Genomic DNA, 24,883 nt, shown 5'->3' with positions numbered 1-24,883 from the left:
GAAATTTAAGCGCCGAATGCAATGTTGCAAACTGTGCGCTGCAAATTAGAGAGGAAGCATGGAGCCTGTAAAAGATAGGTATAGTATTGAAAATACCGATTATACAGTAGGACAAGATAACGTTCAGAAATGGGGTTTTGATGTTCATAACCCAGTATTTGGAATCAGTGCAGGGGCGATCATTATCTTCCTGTTGGCACTTCTAGTCGCAGACCCTGAAACCGCAAAAGCGGCGCTTGATGGAATCAAATGGAAAGTCATTGGTAACTTCGATGGTTTCTTCATGTGGGCAGCAAACATCTTCGTAATTTTCTGTTTTGCCCTCATTGTCTCCCCGTATGGCAAGATACGTATTGGTGGCAATGATGCCAAAGCAGAGCACTCAAACCTATCTTGGATGTCGATGTTATTCGCCGCAGGAATGGGTATTGGCTTAATGTTCTGGGGTGTTGCTGAGCCAGTAGCTTATTTCACTGGCTGGTATGAAACACCACTAGGTGTTGAAGCTTACTCTCCTGAAGCGGCGAAGTTGGCTCTTGGTGCAACCATCTACAACTGGGGTCTGCACGGTTGGGCGATTTACGCGGTTGTTGCTCTAGCGCTTGCCTTCTTCACCTTCAATAAAGGTTTACCTCTATCAATCCGCTCTATTTTCTACCCTATCTTGGGTGATAGAACTTGGGGTTGGTTTGGTCATATTGTTGATATCGTCGCTGTGCTTGCAACGCTATTTGGCCTTGCAACTTCATTGGGCTTAGGTGCTCAACAAGCGACCAGTGGTATTAACCATGTATTTGGTACCGATGGCGGTATTGGCATGCAGCTGATTGTTATCGCTGTGGTTACTTTCTTAGCGACAATGTCCGTGGTTCGTGGCATCAACGGCGGCGTAAAAGTGCTAAGTAACGTGAATATGCTGGTGGCTTTAGGCTTGCTGATCTTTGTTACGATTGCAGGTGGCATGGCGGGTATTAAAGCAATCCCAACCGCGCTAATGGGCTACATTGAAAACTTCATTCCCTTAAGCAATCCTCACGGTCGTGATGACGAAACGTGGATGCAAGGTTGGACGGTATTCTACTGGGCGTGGTGGATGTCTTGGTCACCATTCGTAGGCATGTTCATCGCTCGTATCTCTAAAGGTCGAACGATTCGTGAATTCATCGTTGCTGTATTGTTCATCCCAACGACAGTAATCATCATCTGGATGGCTATTTTCGGTGGCATCGCGATTGATCAAGTGGCGAACAAGGTGGGCGAGATTGGTGTGAATGGTCTGCAAGATATTACACTTTCTCTTTTCCATACTTACGATGCTCTGCCAATGAGCTCTGTGCTTTCAGTGGTATCGATTGGTTTGATTATGGTGTTCTTTATCACCTCTTCTGATTCAGGCTCATTGGTTATCGATAGCATTACCTCTGGCGGTAAAGTGGATGCACCGGTTCCACAACGTGTATTTTGGGCGTTGATGGGCGGCGCGATTGCAGCGGTTCTACTATGGGTTGGTGGTACGGAATCTATTCAAGCACTGCAAGCTGGAACGGTATCGATGGCGCTACCATTTGCCTTCATATTATTGCTTATGTGCCTAAGCTTATTGCTAGGTTTACGAACTGAAAATCAATTGGTTAAGCACCAAAATGCTTTGAGTTAAAAGTATTTTTGATAAAAAGGTCGACAGGGTCGACCTTTTTTTCGTCATAAACTTGAGTAATTACGTGAATGTTGTTTGAAATTCCATCGAACCGATTCTAGTTTACTGAAAACAACAAGTTAACCTGCTAAACTTCAGACATCCAAGTATTTGAATTATTGTGACAACAGCTTGTACTACTTGGATCGTAGGTTCGAGTTTGTAATTAAGTCGCAGGTAAGTAAGGAATACGAGGTCAATAGACCCTAATAGAATTCCGTAGAGAGGGATGATGACTAAAGGTATAGATAAATACAGTATCGACAGTACGGATTACACTGTCGGTCAAGATAACGTCCAAAAATGGGGTTTTGATGTTCATAACCCAGTATTTGGTATTAGTGCGGGACTTATCGCTTTGTTCCTGATCGGTGTTCTTATTACAGATACCGCTTCAGCAAAGGCTGCGCTAGATGGCGTTAAAGGCCAGATTATCAATTCGTTTGATTGGCTTTTCATCTGGTCGGGTAATATTTTCGTAATTTTCTGCTTAGGTTTGATTGTTTCTCCGTACGGCAAAATCCGCCTTGGTGGTGTTGATGCGACGGCAGATTACTCATTCTTCTCTTGGCTATCGATGCTGTTTGCCGCAGGTATGGGTATCGGCTTGATGTTCTGGAGTGTGGCAGAGCCAGCGGCTTACTTCACGGGTTGGTTTGAAACTCCGTTAGGTGTTGAACCAAACACACCAGAAGCTGCAAAACTGGCATTGGGCGCAACCATGTATCACTGGGGTCTACACCCTTGGGCGATTTATGGCGTAGTAGCACTGTCACTTGCGTTTTTCTCTTACAACAAGGGATTGCCTCTTTCTATCCGTTCTATCTTTTACCCAATTTTAGGTGATAGAGCTTGGGGCTGGGCAGGTCACATTGTTGATATTCTTGCTGTACTTGCAACGCTATTTGGTCTGGCGACATCGTTAGGTCTTGGTGCACAACAAGCGGCAAGTGGTATTCAGCATGTATTCGGCATTGAAGCGGGCTTAGGTCTGCAAGTTATTGTGATTACAGCGGTGACTTTATTGGCGGTAGTATCAGTACTTCGTGGTATTGATGGTGGCGTTAAAGTTATCAGTAACATCAACATGTTGGTGGCTTTCCTACTGCTTATCTTAGTGGCTCTAATCGGCTACGCGGTGACTTTAGGTTCTATCCCAACGACATTGGTGGCATACATTGAAAACATCATTCCGTTGAGTAACCCTCACGGTCGTGAAGATGAAACGTGGATGCACGGTTGGACTGTATTCTACTGGGCTTGGTGGATCTCATGGTCTCCATTCGTAGGTATGTTTATCGCACGTGTTTCTAAAGGTCGTACCGTTCGTGAGTTCATCACAGCAGTACTGATTGTACCGACGACAGTGACTATCATTTGGATGTCAGTATTCGGTGGCATGGCGATTGACCAAATCGTGAATAACGTTGGTATTCTTGGTCAAGACGGCCTAACAGATGTATCACTAGCAATGTTCCAAATGTTTGATGCACTGCCGTTCGGGACTCTGCTTTCAATCATTGCGGTTGTATTGGTTCTAGTATTCTTCATTACATCGTCTGACTCAGGCTCTCTAGTAATCGACAGCATCACCGCGGGTGGTAAAGTTGATACGCCTGTGCCTCAACGTGTGTTCTGGGCGTTCCTTGAAGGTGCGATTGCTGTGGCTCTATTGTGGGTTGGTGGTACTGAAGCAGTACAAGCTCTACAAGCGGGTGCAATCTCGACGGCATTACCATTTACCATCATTCTATTACTGATGTGTGTGAGCTTGCTAATGGGTATGCGTACAGAAAAACGCTAGGCTTTTTAAGCTGAAATCTACTGCAATTTATACGCAGTAGAACGGTAAATAATATGAAGGCAGAAGAGGAAACTCTTCTGCCTTTTTTGTTTCCTCTTTACCGTGTTTTCTTGTCTCTTTTAAGCATGTGAAGTGCGATAAAAATGTTAATAACCGTAGAGACAACACCGCCTTAAATTTGGCGATAAGCCAAGGATTTGACATTACTTAAGCTTATGGTTTGCTTAAAATTATATTCCAATATTAAATTGTGAAATCGCTCGAATTTAATACTAATATTGGGTAGTATGCGCGAGATTTCCCACCACTCGTGAAACTTTGACATGAAACTAACACTAAAGCAGAAGTTGATAGGCGCTAGCCTATCTGCTGTTGTCGTTATGGCTACAGCGTTGACTTGGCTGTCAGCAAACCAATTATTTGAACAGACTCGTAATGGCGTATACCTACGAGCTGAAAGCGTATCTGAAGCAGCATCTGAAGGTATTAAAAACTGGATTGATATCCGTACTGATATCGCATCAGCATTTAATGACTTTTCACGAGAGGATGATGTTGTTCCTTTCCTTAGACAAGCTCGTGTAGCGGGTGGCTTTGACGATATCTTTTTAGGTACTCCAGAAGGTGGAATGTACCGTTCACATCCTGAACGTAATCGTGCAGATTACGATCCTCGTCAACGTCCTTGGTACCAAGAAGCAAACGCTGCAGGTAAGCAAATCATTACTACGGCTTACCAAGATGCAATCACCAAAGCACTTCTAGTAACGATCGCAGAACCTGTTCGCCACAATGGCCAACTTGTTGGTGTTGTTGGTGCAGACGTACTGATCGACCAGTTGGTTAACGATGTAATCAGCCTTGATGTTGGTGACAACGCTTACGCAATGCTAATTGATGCCTCTGACGGCACATTCCTAGCACACCCAGATTCAGCACTAAGCTTGAAGCCGGTAAGCCAGCTTTCAAACGATATCTCTATGCCTATCATCGAAAACGCAGTGCGTACGGGTAGCATCGAGATCATCAAAGAGCGCGGCGCAGACAAGCTGCTTTACTTCACGAAGGTGCCTAACACTAACTGGATCTTCGCGGTTCAGATGGACAAAGCAACAGAAGAAGCGAACCACTCAACGCTACTTACTCAGCTGATCATCACTGCTGTCGTTATTACGCTCATCGTAATCGTACTCGTGTCTTGGTTAGTAAGCTTCCTATTCCGCGACCTAAACCGCGTTTCAGCAGCACTTGAAGAAATTGCTTCAGGTGAGGGCGATCTTACTCAACGCCTTGAGCCTAAGAGCGACGACGAAATTGGTCAGCTTGCAGCAAACTTCAACCGCTTTGTGGGTAACATGCACACCATGGTGATCAAGCTAAGCGAAGTATCTGCTGCGCTAGGCAACCAAGCACGTCAAACGGCTTCTCAAGCTGAAGAACGTAGTGCTCGTATCCAAATGCAACAAGACGAGATCAACATGGTAGCAACAGCCGTTAACGAAATGGCTGCAGCAACACAAGAGATCGCAGGTAACGCAGACCACACTGCACAGAATTCATCTGAAGCGGTTGGCGCGTGTGAGCACGGTACTGGTCAAGTAACACAGACTCAAAGCTCTATCCAAAACCTTGCTCAAGAAGTTCAAATCGCAACTAACGTGATTCTCGAGCTTGAAGAGCACGGCAACAGCATCAACGCTATCTTGTCTAACATTCAAGGTATTGCAGAACAAACGAACCTACTTGCACTTAACGCCGCTATTGAAGCAGCACGTGCCGGTGAGCAAGGTCGTGGTTTCGCAGTAGTAGCGGATGAAGTTCGAGTTCTGAGCCAACGTACACACGGTTCAACGCAAGAAATTCAACAAACGATTGAGTTGCTGCAAGGTACAACAGGCAAAGCGGTTAACATCATGAACGATAGCCGTACACTTGCTGAAACCAGTGTTGATGACGCGAACTCAGCGGCTGCAAGCCTAACGCAAATCCATGCTGCTGTTGAACGCATCAGTGACATGGCAACACAGATTGCTTCTGCTGCAGAAGAGCAAGCGTCAGTAACGTCTGAGATTACTCGTAACACTGAAGGAATCCGTGACGTATCTAACGAGCTAGCAGACGAAGCACACCAAGCTGCAGAGCAAGCTGCGCAGCTTTCTGAACTGTCTCACGAGCTAGAAAGCGAAATCAGCCGCTTCAAGCTGTAATCGAAGCCAATATAACAAAGCCCTGACTTAGGTTGGGGCTTTGATGTATCTGTACCATCTAGACTAACGAGTTATTTAAACTCAAACTTGCCCTTCATGATTGCCCAGTGGCCCGGGAATGAACATAGGAAAGAGTAGTCGCCACCGGCTGTCATTTTCTCTGTGCTGAAAGTGATTGAGGTTGACTCGCCACCACCGATAACACGAGTGAAGGCGTAAATGCGGCTGTCGTCAGGTTTTACGTAGTTATTGTCGATACCTGCCGACATACCATCGATGCCTACTGCTTGTAGCGACGCAGTGTCTGTTATAACGACGTTGTGACCCATTGATTGGGCTGGCATAGAACCAGTATGGTTTAGCGTCAGCTTCGCTTCTTTACAGCTCGCTGGAACGCTTAATGTGTCAGTTGAAAATTTCATTTGATCACTAGCATCAATCGATACTTCACATTCCGAGCTCGCTTGAGCGGTAAAGCTAGCACCTACAAGCGCTATCGTTGTTGCGATTAATCGTAAAGACATACACTGTTCTCCATTATTTTAGGGGGAGGTTATTCCATGAGATTGATCAATACGTATTATCCTAGAAAGATGATCATAGTAATGTGCTACGACTTGAATTATGCGCAACTCGTTACTTATAAATGGTAAGTTTTTGTAGGAAAGGGCAAAACTAATCAGCGCATGAACAACCGTTTAGGGGGGAATGGTTGCTCGATACTAGAATTACAGACAACAAAAAGCCCGAGTATGAACTCGGGCTTTGAATGGTTTTCTTTATAACTTATGAAGGAGCTAGATTGCCTGACGAAGTTGGAAGTAACGTCCTTCTTCGTTTAACAGCTTCTCGTGAGAGCCGTTTTCAACAATCTCGCCTTGTTCAATCAGAACGATAGAATCCATCGACTCTAGACCAATCAAACGGTGTGTAATGAAGATAACCGTCTTGCCTTCGAAGTGTTTCTCGAACAGCGTCATGATGCTTTGCTCTGTTTGCTTATCTAAGCCTTCTGTTGGCTCATCGAGAAGCAGGATAGGGGCATCATGAAGGATTGCACGTGCAATACCAATACGGCGCTTCTCACCACCAGACAGTTGACGACCACCGTCACCCAACCAGCTATCAAGCGCGTTATTCTCCAGCAGCTTTTCTAGACCAACATCTTTTAGGATATTCGCTAAGTGATCATCGGTCGCTTCTGGTCTTGCAATCAACAAGTTGTCACGCAAAGTACCATTTAGAATGTCGACACGTTGGCTTACCACACTGATTGATTCACGAAGCTGTGATTCATTCCACTGCGTCAGTTCAATGCCCGCGATTGAGATGTAACCCTTCTTAGGATCCCAGTAGCGAGTCAGAAGCTGAATCAGAGTCGATTTACCAGAACCCGTTTGACCCACAATCGCAACCTTGTGCGTGGCAGGGATCGTTAGGTCGACAGCGTTCAGAACACTGCGCTCAGAGTCAGGGTAGTTGAACGTCACGTTTGAGAACGTAATATCCAGTGGCTTGTTGATGTCGAGCTTCTCTTCAGCGAACTGAACTTCAGGCTCCGACAAAATAACTTCGTTCAAGCGACGAGCTGAAGACAAAGTTTGACCTAAATGCTGGAATGCACCTACAATTGGCATTAATAGCTCGAAGCTTGCCATGGTTGCGAATGCCATTAGCGCGATGAACGGGTCTGGTGCATTACCACCCACGCCGTCAGCCGCAAGCCAAAGCATAAGAACCAGCGTCAAACCGTTGAACAGCATTAGCGCTGCTGAAGCCATACCGGTTAGGTTAGCGTTCACAAACTGATTCGCCATCAGCTTGCGTTGCGTTTCTAGAATTGCATTGCGGTAACGCTCTTCAGCACCGAACAGAGTTAGCTCGCTGTAGCCTTCAATCCAATCTAGCGTTGTCACACGAAGATCCGCTTTGTTCTGTGTCAGCTCACCACCGTTACGTTTACCCAATTTGTAGAACAAGATTGGCCAAACCAACAGCATGATCAGAAGGATAGAACCTAAGATTAAACCTAGTGAGCTATCGAACCACATTAAGAACAGAGTCAGGAAGAAAATCCCGAACACACCCACCGTCACAGGGCTTACTAAGCGCAAGTACACGTGATCCATCGCGTCGACATCAGCAACCAAGCGGTTCAGAAGATCAGCATCACGAAGGTTTGAAATACGACCTGGGATCAGCGGAGCCAGCTTCTTGAAGAAGAAGATACGCAGATCAGTTAACAATTTGAATGTTGCATTGTGGCTGACAACACGTTCACCCCAACGACCCGCAGTACGGCTCATTGCCAAACCACGTACACCACCACCCGGTAGCATGTAGTTGAAGGTTTCACGTGCAATCGTAAGGCCAGCAACCGCAGAAGCTGAAATGAACCAGCCTGATAGCGTTAACAAGCCAATAGAAGCCGACAGAGTAGCAAAAGCCAATAGCATGCCTAGCGATAGGCCAAACCAATGCTTTTTATAGAGTTTCAGGTAAGGCAGTAAATCACGCATCTAAATTACCCTTATTATCTTGTTGAGCTAAGTTCGCGTTCAGCATCTCTTCAAACAAACCACCCGCAGTCGAAAGCTGAGAGTAATGACCTTGTTCAACCAGACCACCATCGCGCATAACCAGAATGTTATCGACCGATTGAAGCGGGGCAAGTTGATGCGTCACAAGTAGGGCAGTGCGGCTTTCGATATTGCTATTGATGCCTTTCATTACCAACTGTTCGCTACGAGTATCTAAGCTGGCAGTGGGTTCATCGAGCAACCAGAACTGACCGTCTTGAATCATTGCGCGAGCTAGAGCCAAACGCTGAGATTGACCCACAGACAGACCGCCAGAGCGATCAGAAATCATGTAATCCAAGCCGTGCTCATTTACGAATTCGTTAGCAAAAGACTGCTCAAGTGCATTCTCGACAACTTGGTCAGTGATATCGTGCTTACCTAGAGTAACGTTGTCACGAATTGTGCCGTGCAGTAGCAACGGGTTTTGACCAACCCAACTAATCGTTTTACGCCAAGAGGCTAAGTCTAGGTCACGCAGTTCAATGCCATTGATTTTCAAGCTTCCTTCATAAGGCATGAAACCAAGAATGGCGTTGATCAAACTTGTTTTACCCGCACCACTTGGACCAACTAACGCAGTCGATTGGCGAGTATTCAGTGCAAACGAGATAGGGCCAACCAGTTGAACACCTTCAGGGCTTAACACTTTGAGATCTTGAGCTTCAATATTGATGCCTTGAGCCGGATCAAGCTGAGTGTCGCCTGATTTAACCTTAGTGATGTCGGTTTCTAGGAACTCGACAATACTTTCAGCTGCGCCAACCGCTTGTTGCTTCGCGTGGTAGAAAGTACCTAAATCACGCAGAGGTTGGTAAAACTCTGGCGCCAAGATAAGGATAAACAAACCTGCGAATAGCGTAATGCCAACGCCGTAGTGGCCGAAGTTAAGCTCGCCGATGTAAGTGAAACCAAAGTAAACCGCCGTCATCGCAATCGAGATAGACGTGAAGAACTCAAGTACTGCAGACGACAAGAAAGCGATCTTCAATACATCCATGGTGCGCGTTCTGAACACCTCAGATGCACCTTTCAATACTTCTGTTTCAGCGTTTGTGCGGTCAAATAGACGGATGGTTGTCATTGACTGCAAACGGTCGTAAAAGTGACCAGAAAGACGTTGCAGTGCTTTGAAGTTTTTACGGTTTGCATCGGCTGCTTTCATGCCAACCAATGCCATGAACATCGGCACCAGTGGCGCAGTCAGCAAGAAGATAAGGCCAGCTGCCCAGTTTACAGGGAATACCACGACCAAAATAATGAATGGAATCATTACCGACAAAGACATCTGAGGTAAGTAACGAGAGAAGAAGTCCTGCATGTCTTCTACTTGTTCTAGCAACAGGGTTGCCCACGTACCGGCAGGTTTGCCTTTGATATAAGCAGGGCCTAACTCACGTAACTTATCAAGGATGAGTTGCCTGATGTAAACACGGATCTGTTCACCACAGCGATAACCTGCGATCTCACGTCCCCATGTACAGCCAGCACGGCCAACGACCGATAATGCCAAGCCTGCGAAATGACCAACCAGTTCAGATTTATCGACATTCTCGATGATCAGCTGGTGAAGAATAGAGGCGAGAAGAGCTGCTTGAGCAATTAAAAACACGCTTGAAAGTACGCCAAGGCTAATCGCAATCATAAGCCAGCGTTTCGCTAACTTACTCTGTTGCTTAAGCCACTTATTCAAGCTGCGTTGTTTTTTCTTATCCATTATGAAGGCTTAATGATAATTATTATTTGTTGAGGGCGGCTAGTATACAAAAGAAAGCCCAGTGGATATACCACTGGGCTTTAGGGATTTACAACAAAATGTGATGACGCCCTGCATCTACTGAGGCGAGAGCACCGATAATCAAATCTGCAATCTCAGATTTACTTATCGTTAAGGCCATCTAGGAAGCGTTCAGCATCCAGTGCAGCCATACAACCTGTACCAGCAGAAGTGATTGCTTGGCGGTAGTTGTGGTCCATTACGTCACCTGCAGCGAATACGCCAGGGATGCTTGTCTGTGTCGCGTTACCTTCAAGGCCAGACTGAACGATGATGTAGTCATCTTTCATATCCACTTGGCCTTTGAAGATTTCAGTGTTTGGTTGGTGACCGATAGCAATGAATGCGCCCATTACTTCGATATCTTCTGTTTTATCAGACTGAGTATCTTTAATACGAACGCCAGTCACGCCCATGTCGTCGCCTATAACTTCGTCTAGCGTGCGATCAGTGTGAAGAACAATGTTGCCGTTCTCTACTTTGTCCATTAAACGTTTCACTAGGATCTTTTCAGCACGGAACGTGTCACGGCGGTGAACTAGATGAACTTCAGACGCGATGTTAGACAGGTAAAGTGCTTCTTCAACCGCCGTGTTACCACCACCAACAACCGCTACTTTCTGGTTGCGGTAGAAGAAACCATCACACGTTGCACAAGCAGAAACGCCGCGGCCTTTGAATGCTTCTTCAGAATCTAAACCTAGGTACTTAGCTGATGCACCTGTTGAGATGATCAACGCATCACACGTGTACTCGCCAGAATCGCCTTTAAGACGGAAAGGGCGGTTTGAAAGGTCGACTTCGTTAATGTGGTCGAACAGGATTTCTGTTTCAAAGCGCTCTGCGTGCTCTTTCATGCGATCCATTAGAGCTGGACCCGTTAAACCTTCAGCATCACCCGGCCAGTTTTCCACTTCTGTTGTGGTTGTAAGCTGACCACCTTGCTGCATACCAGTAACCAGAACTGGGTTTAGGTTTGCACGAGCAGCGTAAACTGCAGCTGTATAGCCAGCAGGGCCAGAACCAAGAATCAATAAATTACAGTGCTTTACGTCGCTCATGAGGACTCCGAAATTGAAATTGTTTTTATTTATAATCGCTTAGGATTGTATGGAAAATATGGAGGCAATAAAAGTGTAAACAAGGGCTGAAGTGTAATTAATCATTATACGTTAGAACATAACCGAACTAAATGATGGTCTTGTAATCCTGTGTCTTAGATCAATAGCGATAAGTCAAGGAAAGTGCTCTTGCAAACAGCTATGCATATTGCTCACTTTTAGGGCCTTCTTGATCATGGTGTTTCTATAGCAGTATTTACTTTTTTGCGTATACATTGATGAGTAGAAAAACAAGAGAACCTGAATCCTATGTTTTATTTTAAAAAGTTTGCGTTAAAAGACGCTGCAAGAATTCATCAAAATTAGCGTGCAGATAAGCGACCACAAGACGCACTTTTAGTATGAACGGCATGATTACAAACAGGTGTAATGTTGGTTAATACTTGAACTATTGAGTGTTTCTTAGTTGTTATTTTTTTGTATGTGTTATTATTGATATTTATATATTGCGCGGAATCATTTGAACTCTATGCAGATTCTAATCCTTTTTATCAATGTGTTTATTGTGTGCCTGAATTCGGTTTTTGCTTCTCCGCTGCAGGTCAGCGGGGAACAATCTGTGTTAGCTAATGAAGCTGTAAGATGGTATGAAATGCCTTTGTTATCTGATCCAGTCGATTTTCCCATATTAAAAAAACACATTGAATCCTCTCCAAGGATTGAAACGATATTTGGTGGTGAAGGGGCGTTTGGGTTGAGAGTTGATTTGGCCAACTCCGATATCAAGTCGTCACAACAAATAGTTACACTCCATGCAAACTATTTGGATCAAGGTTGGGGTTACTGGCAATCAACAAATGGTCAAGTAAGGCGAATACTTGATTTTGGCCAATTAAGTAACAAGAGTATCTTGCATCTGCATAGGCAAAGCTTCCCGTTAATATTGAATGCGGAGGAATCTGGAACACTTTGGCTCTACTTGGAAGCAAAGAAATTTCCAAAGGCAGTTAACTTCACTCTTCAACCTGAATATCCATTTTATATTCACGTTTTCCGCAACAATACGCTCACATTAGCTTCTATTACTGTCATGCTAACGTTGGGAGTTTTCGCTCTTTTTTGTTACTTTCAAACTAAACATCCAGTCACACTGGCTTGTGCTGGTTATGTTGGGCTACATGGCCTGGGATGGTTCGCCGCTTCAGGCGCTTGGGGGTACTTATTACCAAGCCAAAGCTGGAACCCAGTTTATTTTGGAATGGTATTGTTTCCGTTTGCGGTTGCTTTTTCTTGCTATTACACAAGATTATTGTTTGGATTTCCGCAGCATTTTATTCGTATTAATCTTACCTTTCAGGCCTTTAGTTGGCTGTGTGTCATTATCGGGTTTATTAATGTCTTTGCCCCGTTTTCGTTGACTTTTGTTATGTCCCATTTAATTGCGGCAATCTGGGTGCCGACAATGATAGTGACTGGCGTATTGATGGTTTATCAACGAAACTTTGTCGCTAAATATTATTTGATCGGTGGTCTTTGTTATGGCACGGCTTTGGTATATTACATTTTTGCGCATTTTGCACCATTGCCGACTCAGAGATCGACAGAAGTCATCGTTGTTGTTGCATTAGCAATAGATTGTACCTGCATTTTATTGTCACTGACTGAATGGTTGCGGATTCAACAACATCAACATCAGAAAACCTATATCCAGTCGAGGGTGGATAGTTTAACGGGGCTTGGAAACCGGCTGGATTTTAATGATGCGAGTAAACAATTAGTACATCATTCCTATTGTATCGTCTTCATCGATTGTGATGGCCTTAAATCGATTAATGATACTTATGGTCATGATGAAGGGGATCGCTTTTTAGAATACACCAGCCGCATGATGCGAGAAAAATTTACAGACCTTGGAATGGTTTATCGAGCTGGTGGCGACGAATTTATCTGGTTGTTGAAAGTGGATAAAGAGAAACAAGTTGAGGCTCTCTATTCTCAGATTGAGCTTAGAGTGACTCAGGTGGAAGAGCAAATTCGCAGTGCTGATTGGCCTCAGTCTGGCCTCAGTTTTGGAAGCGCATCTAGTTTTGAATGTGTCAATTTTTCTGAGTGTTTGAGCTTAGCTGACCAGCGAATGTACCAGCAGAAGCGCTCGAAGAACGGTTTTAAAAATCAGTCCAGTGAAATTGAGTGTTAGCTAAATTCCCTATTTTCTAAGTGAATCGTTTTAAGTCTAGTTAACTTATTTTCGTTTTGACTTTTGGTGTAAATGTCACCAAAGGTGGCTCTTTTAGCAACCAATCTTTCAAGCTTGCTTACCCTCTCATCTGTTTTGTGTAGAACATTCCCAATCTTTATAGTCGCCTATTTTTAACGAATTCTAAGTTAGGACATAAAGGCAGACCATCATATTCCAAATAAACGCATCATTTATAATTGTAGGTTTTATTAGAAAGCACTCTATTTGAGGGCGGCCGAGTTCCCCCCGAACTCGACCTGTTCCAGACGCGCAAGCAAAGGCGTGTGGATTCTGGCGTACTCATAAATTAACCAATTTCAGTTTGTTGTGTAAATAATCAATAGCTTGGCAATTGATAGGTAGGTCGTATTTCGTTGTGTAAAATCATAGAAATGAATGATGGCGAGTGTGATGCCTGAACTCAGGCAAGAAGGCTGGCGTATTAAAGGGTAAGGGCTTATACAATATGAAACCTGGCATGCTAGTTAATAATATCGTTAAATTTAAATTTTCAGGGATTTATAACTAGCTAGTGGAGTGTGCTAGTTTTAAGAGTTGGTCATCTTTTATTCTGGTGTTATACACTGCTTTTTATTTCTCTATTGGGTTTATAGTCTGAATTATTAAATTTGACGGGATAAATGATTGTTTAATGTTGATTTGGCAATATCTTCAAGTATCCTTTATGTAAATAAAACGTTAAATATCGAAAGTTAATTAACAATCATTAAGGAGTCGATGATGTTACATGCTCACGAAAATACCCTACATATTACCCACCTCAGTAACCACGCGGTTAAGGAATTGTCACCTTCATTCTCTAAGCTACCAAGCACAGAGCATGCGGATGGCCAGTTCCGATTGAGAAGGTACTCAGTGGTTGAATTCAGTAATGGACAAGTCGTTGAGCTAGACAAACATAACTTTGTTCAGTCTGAAGACATTAATCACTTTCAAGGTGACGTTGTTCGTCAGTTCGAGCCGATTGAAGCGAATATTCTAAGCAGCGAAGGCATGCAAGAGATGTGTGAACTGTTTATTGAAACCAATGGGCTTGAAGACGGGCAAGAAATCGAAATCCACCAAATCCGTATCGCTGCCATTTTTGAAGAAACGCAGGTTGCACCAGAAGGTGTTCACCAAGATGGCTTCGACCACATCGCTTTAATCGGCGTTAACCGACACAACATTGTGGGCGGCGAAATCATGCTGTACCAAGATTCACATGAAGCGCCATTCTTTAGAAAAGTGCTTGAAGACGGTGAAGTAGCAATGCTGGCCGACAGCAAGCTTTGGCACAACGCACAGCCGATTCGTACCATAGACCACGATGAGATGGGCTACATGGATGTGTTTGTTCTAACGGCTAAGGATGCGCGCAATGTCCTTCACTCTTAATGATGTGCGCCAACAGTTTAGCGCGTTAGGCCAATATCATAATGGCAAGCCGGTCACTTTCTTTGATGGGCCGGGTGGCTCTCAGGTTCCTGAAAATGTTTTAGCATCCATGACGGAATACCTTGGGCACTTTAATTCAAACCTAGGCGGTCATTACTTTTCTAGCCAAAAGACCACAAGCTTAATGCAGCAAGCGCGAGAAGCGGCGCAAGCACTGCTTAATGCGGAGTCTTCTGCCCACGTTGTGTTCGGCGCGAACATGACATCGCTGACCTTCCAACTTAGCCGCGCGATCAGCCGAGATTGGAAAGAGGACGATGAAGTTATCGTCACGGCTTTAGATCATTATTCGAATGTATCGAGCTGGCAGCAAGCGGCAGACGATAAAGGCGCGATTGTTCGCCAAGTCCGTGTCGACGAATCAGATTGCAGTTTGGATATGGCGCATTTTGAGTCACTGTTGAACGAGAAAACCAAGCTTGTCGCGGTGACATTTGCTTCGAACACGACGGGCTCGATTGTTGATATGGCGAAAGTTATCGAGCTTGCACATCAGCATGGCGCGCAGGTTTATGTCGATGCCGTTCATTACGCACCGCATCACTTGATCGATGTTCAGCAATTGAATTGTGATTTCTTAGCGTGCTCAGCGTATAAGTTCTTCGGCCCGCATGTGGGCATTGCTTATGTTGCACCTCAATGGCTACACACGTTAAAGCCTTACAAGGTTGAGCCTGCAACCAATATTGGCCCAGGTCGATTTGAAACAGGAACGCAAAGCTTCGAAGGCCTTGCCGGTGTGATTGCGGCGGTGGATTACTTAGCGCAATTCGGTGAGCCAACCGACTCATTGCGTTCTCGTTTAGAGCAAAGCTATGCGCTTTATAATAAGCATGAAAGCCAACTCAGTGAGTATTTCCTTAAACGCTTGGCCGATCTTGAAGGGACAAAGCTTTACGGAAAAACCGAATTTGATTCGAACCTAAGAACCCCAACGTTTGCGATTACCTTTGATAAACACTCTCCAGAGTTCATCGCTAAGAAGCTGGGCGAGCATAATATCTGTGTGTGGAATGGTCACTTCTACGCATTAGGGCTGGTGAAGCAGTTGGGTATTGAAGAGCAGGGCGTGGTGCGTATTGGTTGTATGCATTACAACTCGATTGAAGAGATCGACTTGTTGTTCAATGTGCTTGAAGGGATCTTGCGAAGCCATTAGTAGAAGTAATTAGCAAGAAGTCACGAGCACTTAATAGCGACAGAATTAGAAAAGAGCATACTTCTCTCATGAATAGTGAGTAGGAAATATGCTCTTTTTCGTTTCAGCGCGCTTATTTAGTTATCGCCTGTGACCTAATCAATACAGCGATTCGACTAAGAAAGCTGCTCAACAATTGCTACACCCACTGCGTGTGCGCTAGTTGGGTTCTGGCCTGTAATGACTCGCTCATCAACAATCACAAGCTCTTGCCAAGGTTGAACCTTGTTGAAACGCGCTGCGCTGCGAGCAAGAGACTCTTCCAATAGGAATGGAATGTCGTTGATGGTGCCAAAGTCGATCTCTTCTTCACGTGTAAAGCCAGTCACCGATTTAGAGCTCAGTAACTTCTCGCCGTTGCTCAGAACAATCGGAAGCAGCGCCGCAGGGCCGTGACATACTGACGCAATCACACCACCATCTTCGTAATGCTTAGCCGCAATAGCAGCGAATTGCTCGTTGGTTGCCAGGTCTGAAAGCAAACCGAAACCACCTGGGTAGAAGATAGCATCGTAGCTTTCTGCATTAATTTGGTTTACAGGAATCGTATTGTTGATGCGGTTTTGGAAGTCATCATCAGCCAAGATCTCAGCGTTTACTGAATCCCCTTCAATATCGGTTCCGTACAATGGGCCTTTACCACCCTTGATAGAAGCGATGTCGTACTCAAAACCCGCAGCAATGATCTCTTTGAGAGCATGAGTCAGTTCAGGCGCATAAGTACCATTCGCTTGATCTGTATCGCCTAGTGTTGCGTGGTTAGTTACAGGTATTAGTATTTTTTTCATGATTCGTCCCTTTGAGCTGCTGTTTTTTTTATTTAGGTGCTGACGCTTTTCGTTAAGCACTGAAGCTTTTCGTTAGGCGCTAGGTATCGCGTTGTTACTTAGCTATCGCCGCCTTGTTGTATCTAATACTAGTTCCAAACTGATTAGGTGATAATATACGAAACAGGCAAAACATTGTTGCTATATAGCAAAGATAGAATGCGAGTAGATTAAGTATGGATAGCTTTGAAGGGATTAATGAATTTGTTGCGGTCGCCGAATGCCACGGCTTTTCAGCAGCCGCTAAACAGCTAGGTTGCAGTACCAGCCATGTGAGTCGGCAGGTTTCAAGGTTGGAAGAGAGAGTGGGAGTGGCCCTGCTTGCGCGTTCAACACGGATGGTTAGCCTGACTGAATCGGGCCACACCTATTACCAACAGTGCAAAGACTTGGTGATTGGGCTACAACAGGCCAATGAACAAGTCACGTCTCAGCAGACTCAGCTTAGCGGTACTTTACGTGTGAGTGCGGCAGGCGCGTTTGCAGAAAATCATGTCGCAGCGGCGATGATGGAGTTTGCTAAAGGTCATCCTGAGCTCACCATAGAAATGAATTTCAATACCAAGATGGTTAACTTCATCGAAGATGGCATCGATTTCGCGATTCGTTATGGTCGATTGGACGATTCAGGATTGGTGGCAAGAAAGCTCGTCGATCGCCCGATGGCGGCAGCAGCCAGTAAAGACTACATAGAACAATTTGGTACGCCCACTCATCCAGAGCAGTTAAAAATGCACAGCTGCATTATCGCCAACAGTGATCAGTGGCTATTTGAGAAAGAGGGCAAACCGCTAAATGCAGTGCGAGTGCACGGGCGATGGCGCAGTAACAATTCGAGCGCAGTACTGAAAGCATGTGAAGAGGGGCTTGGTGTTGTCTACCTTCCTAAAAGCAGTTTCAATGGCGGCCTGACTAATGGAAAGCTTGTCCCGGTGCTTGAAGAGTATTGGGGAGCAGGAACCAGCAGTTGGGTCGTATATCAAAATCGTCGTTTTTTACCCCAGAGAGCACGGTTGGCGATCGACTTCTTAGTCGCTTACTTTTCGGATTGGAATGAATAATTGACTAGCTTTCAAGCGAACAACCAACACGATAGAAGTGAATAATGAACGGGTTTGAAAAGAGTTGTGATTAGCGCTAGCTACCTACTTTAAGGTCGAAAACAGAAAAGCTAATGCTTAAATAGATATACGTTATCTTTTTTTGTTTTTTGACGCGCGTAATAGGAATGAGAGACTTGTCTACTTTTGATAACTGGTGTTAGCGATTGAATTGTAGAGAAGTCCTCAACAGTACGATATACTAGATACCATATTAATGTCCCTAACGCGTGATAGATTCTGTGGAAGCGTTGGCAGGATATGTTGTTATGCTCCAGTTTATGAAGTATAGCTAGAGTGCGGAGTTGGCAATGTCTTCAATAAATTTCGAATCCACGTACGGTGTAATAACTATTCAAGATATGAATGTAGTTAGTGTTGACGCTAACTATGCTCGCATCTATGGATACCAATCGCCCGAAGAACTACTTTCTAATATCGATAGCTTTCTAGATTTAATCTCAGAAGATTATCATGTTCTCGCCTATCAAAATTACCTTGAAACGGTCAGTGGTCAACGCGACCCGCAGGTTCACACCTATACCAATGTTGATCGTAATGGCAGAGAGTTCACCGTGTTTTCTATCGACCATGTGACGGAGTGGCAGGGAAGACCTGCACTGCAAGTCACGGTGATCGATCTTTCCCCTGCGATTCAGCTGCAAAATGCGGTGCGTGAGCAAGATAAGATGTATCACGACATGATCATGCAATCTGGGCAGGGAATCTTGGTTCACCGAGATTTCAAGCCGCTGATGGTTAATCAATCTTGGGTCAACATGCAAGGCGCGGCTTCCATCGAGCAAGTTCTAGAGCTGGACTCGATTCTTGAATTGGTGCCAAAACAGAATGCCGATGGCATCAACAAGCACTATCAGGCGATCGTGTCGGGTGAGTTGTCTGGCACGAGTACCGTGGTTGAAAATATCGGCTTTGACGGCGTTCATCGGTTCTTCAATATTTACGACAATGCGATTACTTGGAAAGGTCAGCCAGCCGTTCAGGTTGTACTCGAAGATGTGACTCAAAAGGTGATGTTGGAAAAGCAATTGGTTCATCAAGCGAATTACGATGAAATGACTGACTTACTCAATCGCAGAGCGATTTATGAGTGGTTAAGGGAACATATTGCCTCTGATACTCATGTCGTCAGTATGCTGCTTGATATCGATGACTTCAAATCGATCAATGATACTTACGGCCATATGGTCGGTGATGAGGTCATTTGTGCTTTGGCTAATATTACCAAGCGCAGTGCCGAGAAAGCCGGCGGAGTCGCAGGCCGTTGGGGTGGCGAAGAGTTCATTATATTTATCCCAAACACGTCTCTTGAAACAGCACACGAAGTGTCAGAAGAGATTCGCCAACAGTTCAATCAAGTTGAATTCAGAATCGATGAACAGTTACGATTTAATTCGAGTGTCAGTATCGGAATCAGTGATAGCCAAGCCTGTGAAGACGGTGTCACGATTGATGCACTCGTGAATTTAACCGATCAATCTCTCTATCGCGCGAAAGCCAACGGCAAGAATTGTGTAGACGGAGATGTGGTTGCGCTCTAACGCCTAAAATCGTCATCGAAAGCGAATAGGATCGACAACGAAAAATGCCCTCAAGTCATCACTTGAGGGCATTTTAGTTTTTGGCTATTCACTAAGCGCTTCTAACTATAAGAAACGCCTCTAACTATAAGAAACGTTTAAGTTCTACAAGTTATGCCGACACTTCCACTTCGTAAGAACCAAATTTACGGATGTTAATCACACCAGTATCTAGGATTAGGTATTGGCCTTTAATGCCTTGAAGTACGCCTGTCACTTCAGGGTTCTTATCAAAGTTATGCGACACAATCTTCACTGGGTGCTGTTCAACTGGGTAGCTCAATGAAGTGATGTTTTCGCTCAGAATCTCGATAGCATCATCACCAAACTTCGCTCTGATCTCTTGGATTTTATCCTCAACCAACGTCAACAGTTCTTTGGCTTTTTCTACCAATTCCATATCGTCGCCGTCGCCTTTAAGCAGCGTGCGCCAGTTGGTTTTGTCAGCAATGTGCTTTGCTAACTCAACTTCGATCAGGCCAGAAATCTGACGTGTTTTTACCTTCAAGATAGGCAAACCTTGAGTCGCGCCTTGGTCAATCCAACGGGTAGGGATTTGAGTGTGACGAGTGATACCTACTTTTAGGCTTGATGTGTTCGATAGGTAAACGAAGTGATCAACCATGCAGTTCTCTTCACCCCATTGAGGCTCGCGACACGTGCCTTCATCGTAGTGACAAGTCTCTGGCTTCATGATGCACATGTCGCAGCTTGCTAGCTTTTTCATGCACACAAAACAGTGGCCTTGAGAGTAGCTCTTCTTAGTTTTCTTACCACATGAGCAGCAAAAAATATTGCCGGTGTGAGTGAGGTTGATGGTTTTACCAATCAGAGGGTTTAGCTCTACAAACTCTTCGCCTACAGGCAAACGGTAGGTAACCGCGCCATCAAGGGAAGCACTCATCTTTTTGAGTGTTCCTTTTGCTAATAAAGACATGACATTACTCGTTGTATTTTGATTATTATTTCGTCGACTCGATTGCGCTGTGAGCAGGCAGTACGGTTAACGATGATTATGCGATGAGTATAACAAATAGAGCCTGTTTTTATACGCAATATTACTTGATTCTCGCCGTGAATAATCAACAGCAAATACATGCATTAAAATATAGTATGACATTTTGTTCGGGCGTGATATAACGTTTTTTAGTGATTTATTGGTATTAAGATCACTAATTTATCTAACTTGTTTTTTATCGTGAAATCCCAACTATAGGGATATTAAGCAGGAAGCTTAGACGTGAAGTGGATCCATAAGATTGTTATCTTTCTAGTTATCGCAACGCTTGCCATTGTGCAGTATTACCGTGTGAGCGGAAATCGTGTGATAACGGCAATTACCCCTGATAAATATGAATTTATCGCGACCAGTGATCAAGTTGATAGGGGAGTCAGTACGTCCCAGTTATCCTATGAAAATGGACAGTACACTCTCGATTGTGAACTTAAAGAATCTGAGTATCCGTGGCCTTACTGTGGGCTGTCGATTCGTATCAACCCTGACATCACCTCGGGCCTTGACCTTTCTCAGTACCACACCTTTAGAGTGAACATTGATTACCATGCGGAGGCTGACTCTAGTGGCCGTTTGAGAACCTATCTACGTAACTACAACCCTGCTTATTCAGTTCCTGATGACGAGTACACGCACAAGTACAATGGGATGGAGTTTTCTCCAGGAATCGATGGTGGTGTGATTGAAATCCCGATCAAAAATCTGCAAGTGATGACATGGTGGCTGGCTGACAACGACATTGCGTTAGAGCATTCGGCCCCTGAATTTTCGAATGTGAATATGGTTGAGTTTGCTACTGCGTCTGGAGCGAAACTCGGTCACCACAGAATCGTCATCCGCAGTATTGAGTTCGAAGGTTCGTATATCACCGCAGAAAGCTTGTTCATGATCCTACTGTTTGTGTGGGTGGGGACGGGCACCGTATTCTTGCTGTCAGAGTTAAACCGTTCAAGAAAACGCATGGTGATCGCAGAGAAAAGACATCACCACTTAAAGAACGTCAATCGCGCACTGAGAGAACAGAATTTTGAATTTTCAGAGATGGCCCATCGTGATGAGTTAACCGGAATACTAAACCGCCACGCGATTCGTGATTGGTTGAAAATGCAGTCACAACATGTGAAGCAAGGACATGGCAAGCTGGGTATGTTGTATCTCGATATCGACTACTTCAAGAGTGTAAATGACAAGTACGGACATCAAATGGGTGACCATATTTTACGCGAGTTCAGCATGGTGGTGGGCAGTTCGATCAGCGCTACCGACAAGTTGGTGAGGTGGGGTGGTGAAGAGTTCATTGTTTTTTGCCCTGAGACCGAAGCCGGAGAGGCGCAGATAAAAGCTGAACGCATTCGATTATTGGTTAGCCAGCACCTATGGGTTCATGGCGATCCGCTGACATGCAGTATCGGTGTTGCCGAGATGAAGCAAGAGCGAGTGACTGAGACCATTGCTCGCGCTGATGAGGCTTTATATCAAGCAAAGCATTCAGGTCGAAACCAGGTGATCTTGAGTCACTAATCTGAAAATTGTTTTGATTATTTTATAAGCCACACGTGCATAGGTGACGTGTGGCGTTTTTATGGTTCTTCTCCCAAAAGCCAAAAACAAAAAAGGTGGCGCGGGGCCACCAAAAGGGAAAAGCGTTTCTTGTTTTTATGCGCCCGTTCTGTTGACTGATAGTTTCAAACTGAGCGGGCATTTTTGTACTGGTTGAACTGGGGGAAGTTCAACCAGTTTAGGGGAGCATTCCTGTAAGCATGCGCTTATAGGACGTTAGTGTTTACCAGAAGATCCAAGCGAACAGAGTCAGAACTAGGATACAAACTAGGTTCAACACCATACCGATTCGCATCATCTCTTTCTGCTTGATGTGACCCGAGCCAAACACGATTGCGTTAGGTGGTGTCGCTACTGGTAGCATGAAGGCACAAGATGCTGCAACCGCAATCAGTGCAGACAAGATAACCGGAGACATACCAAGTGCTTCAGCGATGGTTGCGAATACTGGCACCAGAAGTGCTGCACTCGCTGTGTTACTCGCAAATTCCGTTAGGAATACCACGAACGCTACCACGGCTAGAATCGTAAGCAGTACGCCAGCTGTTTCTAAAAATCCGCTTAGTGAGTGTGCTAGGAATACGCTGGTTCCTGTCGCTTTCAGAATGTTACTTAAACAGATACCGCCACCGAACAGGATAAGAACACCCCAGTCCGTTGTCTTCTCGACGTCTTTCCATTCCACCGCTCTAGAAGCGCCAAGCAGTACAATTGCGCCAATCGCTACCAAGCTATCAAATTTAGAGAATCCGCCAATCATTGCGTTGATTGGTTTACCGAATATCCAAAGCGTTACGGTTAGAAGGAAGATAGACAGTGTGATTTTCTTGCTGTTTGTCCATTCAACTGGGGCATGGTCTAGCTCGAATTTGTGGTCAAGCTTCGGCTTAGTCATCACGTAAAGAATAATCATCGCGATTGGCAGTAAGATCATTGAGATTGGTAGGCCAAGTGCCATCCACTCTGTGAAGCTCAAGCCAACTTCTGCCGCCGCAATTGCGTTTGGTGGGCTACCAACCAAGGTTGCGATACCACCGATTGAAGCACAGTAAGCAATACCCAGTAGTACGAACACGTAGGTGTTGCGGTCTTCACTTTGGTCAACCTTGTTCATGATGCCAAGAACAAGGGGAAGCATCATTGCAGTCGTTGCTGTGTTCGAAATCCACATCGACAAGCCTGCACTCACACCGAATAGCATGAACACCGCCACCGACATTCTGCCTTTTGCTATCAGCAGCACTTTGTCAGCTATCGCTTTATCTAGCTCTTGCTTGTTCAGTGCAGCTGCTAATGCGAAGCCACCCATGAATAAGAAGATGATCGGGTTTGAAAAGTTAGCCAGCGCTGCGGGCGTATTGAACACACCAAACAAGACAGCCAAGAGTGGAACGAGCAGAGCGGTGATGCTGACATGAATAGCTTCGGTTAACCATAGAACCGCAACGAACACGAGAATACTCAAACCAGTATTGACTTGTGATTCGAAAGGAAGGGTGTTGAGCAAGAGTGCGAATAGCGTGAAATTACCAATTAATATCATGCTGTTGCGGGTGAACAACCAGTGTTTCAGTGTAGTAACAAGTGCCGTCATAAGACGCTCCTTTTGTTATCCTCGTTTTATTGGTGCACGACTTCATTGAGTCGTGCTTATTATTTTCGAGGTATATAGCTTGATGTAGGGTCAGACTTTGTTGGGAGAATGTTACTTAAGTTAATAAAGGCGTGTTGGTGTGTTTTTGTGTAACAGTGGGGAAATGTGAGGCAACAAATTCAAAATGTGTAGTTTTCTACACATCTGTCTCTGCTGGGTCTGCAATAGGGTTTGTTGTAGGATCTACAACAGGGTTTACAGAGGGGTCAGTCATAGGGTTTGGAATCGGAAATGATTCCGGTTTTGGACTCGATTGAATGGGCTCTTTAGGTCCAAGGAACTTTGGCGTTGTCCCCATAATATACAGATCAAGGAATGCTTTGGTGCGCGCAAACACTTCACGCAAACGTATTGAGCTTCCCGAGTGATGGGTTGGTCCTGAAACCGCTAAACACTGCGCGTGAATATCGTAAGAATTGGCGATGAATAACGCTCTTTCACAGTGGAATTTTTGAGTGATGATCAGAAAGTTATCGGTATCGAATATCTTTTTGGCGCGAACAATCGAGTCTAAGGTTCTGAAACCCGCGTAATCTAGATTGATGCGTTCCTCGGGGACGCCCGCTTTTAACAAGTCGCGTTTCATCGTCCACGGCTCATTGTAAGAGCGATGAGCGTTATCGCCGCTCAGTAGAAATTGGTCCACTTTTTCACGATCGAACAGCTCAATCGCGGCTTCGATTCGGTGCTTATAATAGTCGTTGAGTGTTCGACCCAAATATTTGCTCGTGCCAAGCACAACGGCGACCTCAAGCTCGGGCACTTCATCTATATCGTAGATGATGCGATCTTCCGCTTGCCATGAAACCCAATAATCGATCGCAATAACCGCAGCGCTGCCTACTAAGAACACGAGTAAAGCGCCAAACAGAAAACCTTGCAGTTTTTTGTAAGCTTTTTTTATGTAGCTACGGATAATGTGAGAATCAAATTTCACTCTCGGTATGGTCCTTTCACTGAGCATTAATTTTTGAGTGCTCGATAATACCAAATAAAAATGAGAAAAATCAGTTAAAAAGACAAGACAGTTTAAAGAAAAAAGCCCCTGCAATTGCAGAGGCTCATATAAGAGTCGTTAACGCTCTTTATTCCAAGCGCAGTACGCTT

General features: G+C 44.8%; 17 protein-coding genes. 9 read left to right on the top strand and 8 right to left on the bottom strand.

Annotation, left to right across the window (positions count from 1 at the left end; all coding sequences use genetic code 11):
- Positions 1-58: 58 nt before the first annotated feature.
- The 3 genes from AB4263_RS04970 (at position 59) to AB4263_RS04960 (ending at position 5,707) form a co-directional block, all read left to right on the top strand.
- Positions 59-1,657 (top strand): BCCT family transporter, encoded by a 1,599-nt coding sequence (locus AB4263_RS04970; protein ID WP_371721078.1) that lies wholly within the window; start codon positions 59-61, stop codon positions 1,655-1,657.
- 271 nt (positions 1,658-1,928) lie between these two features.
- Complete coding sequence (locus AB4263_RS04965; protein ID WP_372097765.1) at positions 1,929-3,500, top strand: BCCT family transporter; 1,572 nt, start codon at positions 1,929-1,931, stop codon at positions 3,498-3,500.
- A gap of 323 nt (positions 3,501-3,823) precedes the next feature.
- Positions 3,824-5,707, top strand: a complete 1,884-nt coding sequence (locus AB4263_RS04960) for a methyl-accepting chemotaxis protein (RefSeq protein ID WP_017070254.1) — start codon at positions 3,824-3,826, stop codon at positions 5,705-5,707.
- Positions 5,708-5,778: 71 nt separating this feature from the next.
- Here AB4263_RS04960 and azu read toward each other — a convergent pair whose 3' ends face one another.
- The 4 genes from azu to trxB all read right to left on the bottom strand — a co-directional run bounded on the left by azu (position 5,779) and on the right by trxB (position 11,124).
- Positions 5,779-6,231, bottom strand: coding sequence for an azurin (gene azu, locus AB4263_RS04955; RefSeq protein WP_372097763.1), 453 nt, complete (start codon positions 6,229-6,231; stop codon positions 5,779-5,781).
- 273 nt (positions 6,232-6,504) lie between these two features.
- Positions 6,505-8,226 (bottom strand): heme ABC transporter ATP-binding protein/permease CydC, encoded by a 1,722-nt coding sequence (gene cydC, locus AB4263_RS04950; protein WP_372097761.1) that lies wholly within the window; start codon positions 8,224-8,226, stop codon positions 6,505-6,507.
- Positions 8,219-10,003, bottom strand: a complete 1,785-nt coding sequence (gene cydD, locus AB4263_RS04945; protein ID WP_017063579.1) for a heme ABC transporter permease/ATP-binding protein CydD — start codon at positions 10,001-10,003, stop codon at positions 8,219-8,221. The genes cydC and cydD overlap by 8 nt, the downstream gene beginning before the upstream one ends.
- 161 nt (positions 10,004-10,164) lie before the next feature.
- Positions 10,165-11,124: a thioredoxin-disulfide reductase gene (gene trxB / locus AB4263_RS04940; RefSeq protein ID WP_372097759.1), complete on the bottom strand. Its 960-nt coding sequence runs from the start codon at positions 11,122-11,124 to the stop codon at positions 10,165-10,167.
- A gap of 529 nt (positions 11,125-11,653) precedes the next feature.
- Between trxB and AB4263_RS04935 the strand changes: the two genes are divergently transcribed.
- The 3 genes from AB4263_RS04935 to AB4263_RS04925 all read left to right on the top strand — a co-directional run bounded on the left by AB4263_RS04935 (position 11,654) and on the right by AB4263_RS04925 (position 15,980).
- Entirely contained in the window at positions 11,654-13,321 is a 1,668-nt protein-coding gene (locus AB4263_RS04935; protein WP_017066195.1) for a diguanylate cyclase, read from the top strand.
- A gap of 783 nt (positions 13,322-14,104) precedes the next feature.
- A complete protein-coding gene (locus tag AB4263_RS04930) occupies positions 14,105-14,761 on the top strand; it encodes a 2OG-Fe dioxygenase family protein (protein ID WP_048669265.1) in 657 nt (218 codons plus the stop codon).
- A complete protein-coding gene (locus tag AB4263_RS04925) occupies positions 14,745-15,980 on the top strand; it encodes a cysteine desulfurase-like protein (RefSeq protein WP_372097757.1) in 1,236 nt (411 codons plus the stop codon). Before AB4263_RS04930 ends, AB4263_RS04925 begins: the two co-directional genes overlap by 17 nt.
- Positions 15,981-16,135: 155 nt before the next feature.
- On the opposite strand, the gene AB4263_RS04920 is transcribed toward AB4263_RS04925, so the two are convergent.
- Positions 16,136-16,807, bottom strand: a complete 672-nt coding sequence (locus tag AB4263_RS04920; protein ID WP_102398220.1) for a type 1 glutamine amidotransferase domain-containing protein — start codon at positions 16,805-16,807, stop codon at positions 16,136-16,138.
- Between the two features lie 215 nt (positions 16,808-17,022).
- Between AB4263_RS04920 and AB4263_RS04915 the strand changes: the two genes are divergently transcribed.
- Both AB4263_RS04915 and AB4263_RS04910 read left to right on the top strand, forming a co-directional pair.
- Positions 17,023-17,907 carry a LysR family transcriptional regulator gene (locus AB4263_RS04915; RefSeq protein WP_372097755.1) on the top strand — a complete coding sequence of 295 codons (885 nt, stop codon included), beginning with the start codon at positions 17,023-17,025 and terminating at the stop codon, positions 17,905-17,907.
- 350 nt (positions 17,908-18,257) lie between these two features.
- Positions 18,258-19,508 (top strand): diguanylate cyclase, encoded by a 1,251-nt coding sequence (locus tag AB4263_RS04910; RefSeq protein ID WP_372097753.1) that lies wholly within the window; start codon positions 18,258-18,260, stop codon positions 19,506-19,508.
- 151 nt (positions 19,509-19,659) lie between these two features.
- Here AB4263_RS04910 and AB4263_RS04905 read toward each other — a convergent pair whose 3' ends face one another.
- The gene (locus tag AB4263_RS04905) at positions 19,660-20,484 is read right to left on the bottom strand and encodes a DUF2797 domain-containing protein (protein WP_372097751.1); all 825 of its coding nucleotides are present in this window, start codon (positions 20,482-20,484) and stop codon (positions 19,660-19,662) included.
- A gap of 303 nt (positions 20,485-20,787) precedes the next feature.
- Between AB4263_RS04905 and AB4263_RS04900 the strand changes: the two genes are divergently transcribed.
- The gene (locus AB4263_RS04900; RefSeq protein ID WP_065585186.1) at positions 20,788-22,083 is read left to right on the top strand and encodes a GGDEF domain-containing protein; all 1,296 of its coding nucleotides are present in this window, start codon (positions 20,788-20,790) and stop codon (positions 22,081-22,083) included.
- 262 nt (positions 22,084-22,345) lie between these two features.
- Here AB4263_RS04900 and AB4263_RS04895 read toward each other — a convergent pair whose 3' ends face one another.
- Complete coding sequence (locus AB4263_RS04895) at positions 22,346-23,716, bottom strand: DASS family sodium-coupled anion symporter (RefSeq protein ID WP_017059762.1); 1,371 nt, start codon at positions 23,714-23,716, stop codon at positions 22,346-22,348.
- A gap of 196 nt (positions 23,717-23,912) precedes the next feature.
- Entirely contained in the window at positions 23,913-24,713 is an 801-nt protein-coding gene (locus AB4263_RS04890) for a vancomycin high temperature exclusion protein (RefSeq protein ID WP_372097749.1), read from the bottom strand.
- Positions 24,714-24,883 lie beyond the last annotated feature (170 nt).

It is taken from the genome of Vibrio sp. 10N.261.55.C5 (assembly GCF_041470505.1).
GTDB classification, from domain to species: domain Bacteria; phylum Pseudomonadota; class Gammaproteobacteria; order Enterobacterales; family Vibrionaceae; genus Vibrio; species Vibrio crassostreae_C.
This window is presented reverse-complemented; position numbering and strand designations above follow the sequence as displayed.

Bases quoted from the DNA above. Each gene is read 5' to 3' on its own strand.
- cydC (WP_372097761.1), bottom strand. From the start codon at position 8,226: ATGCGTGATTTACTGCCTTACCTGAAACTCTATAAAAAGCATTGGTTT.
- AB4263_RS04925 (WP_372097757.1), top strand. From the start codon at position 14,745: ATGTCCTTCACTCTTAATGATGTGCGCCAACAGTTTAGCGCGTTAGGC.
- AB4263_RS04960 (WP_017070254.1), top strand. From the start codon at position 3,824: ATGAAACTAACACTAAAGCAGAAGTTGATAGGCGCTAGCCTATCTGCT.
- AB4263_RS04930 (WP_048669265.1), top strand. From the start codon at position 14,105: ATGTTACATGCTCACGAAAATACCCTACATATTACCCACCTCAGTAAC.
- AB4263_RS04965 (WP_372097765.1), top strand. From the start codon at position 1,929: ATGACTAAAGGTATAGATAAATACAGTATCGACAGTACGGATTACACT.
- AB4263_RS04935 (WP_017066195.1), top strand. From the start codon at position 11,654: ATGCAGATTCTAATCCTTTTTATCAATGTGTTTATTGTGTGCCTGAAT.
- trxB (WP_372097759.1), bottom strand. From the start codon at position 11,124: ATGAGCGACGTAAAGCACTGTAATTTATTGATTCTTGGTTCTGGCCCT.
- AB4263_RS04910 (WP_372097753.1), top strand. From the start codon at position 18,258: ATGTCTTCAATAAATTTCGAATCCACGTACGGTGTAATAACTATTCAA.
- cydD (WP_017063579.1), bottom strand. From the start codon at position 10,003: ATGGATAAGAAAAAACAACGCAGCTTGAATAAGTGGCTTAAGCAACAG.
- AB4263_RS04970 (WP_371721078.1), top strand. From the start codon at position 59: ATGGAGCCTGTAAAAGATAGGTATAGTATTGAAAATACCGATTATACA.
- AB4263_RS04920 (WP_102398220.1), bottom strand. From the start codon at position 16,807: ATGAAAAAAATACTAATACCTGTAACTAACCACGCAACACTAGGCGAT.
- AB4263_RS04915 (WP_372097755.1), top strand. From the start codon at position 17,023: ATGGATAGCTTTGAAGGGATTAATGAATTTGTTGCGGTCGCCGAATGC.
- AB4263_RS04895 (WP_017059762.1), bottom strand. From the start codon at position 23,716: ATGACGGCACTTGTTACTACACTGAAACACTGGTTGTTCACCCGCAAC.
- azu (WP_372097763.1), bottom strand. From the start codon at position 6,231: ATGTCTTTACGATTAATCGCAACAACGATAGCGCTTGTAGGTGCTAGC.
- AB4263_RS04905 (WP_372097751.1), bottom strand. From the start codon at position 20,484: ATGTCTTTATTAGCAAAAGGAACACTCAAAAAGATGAGTGCTTCCCTT.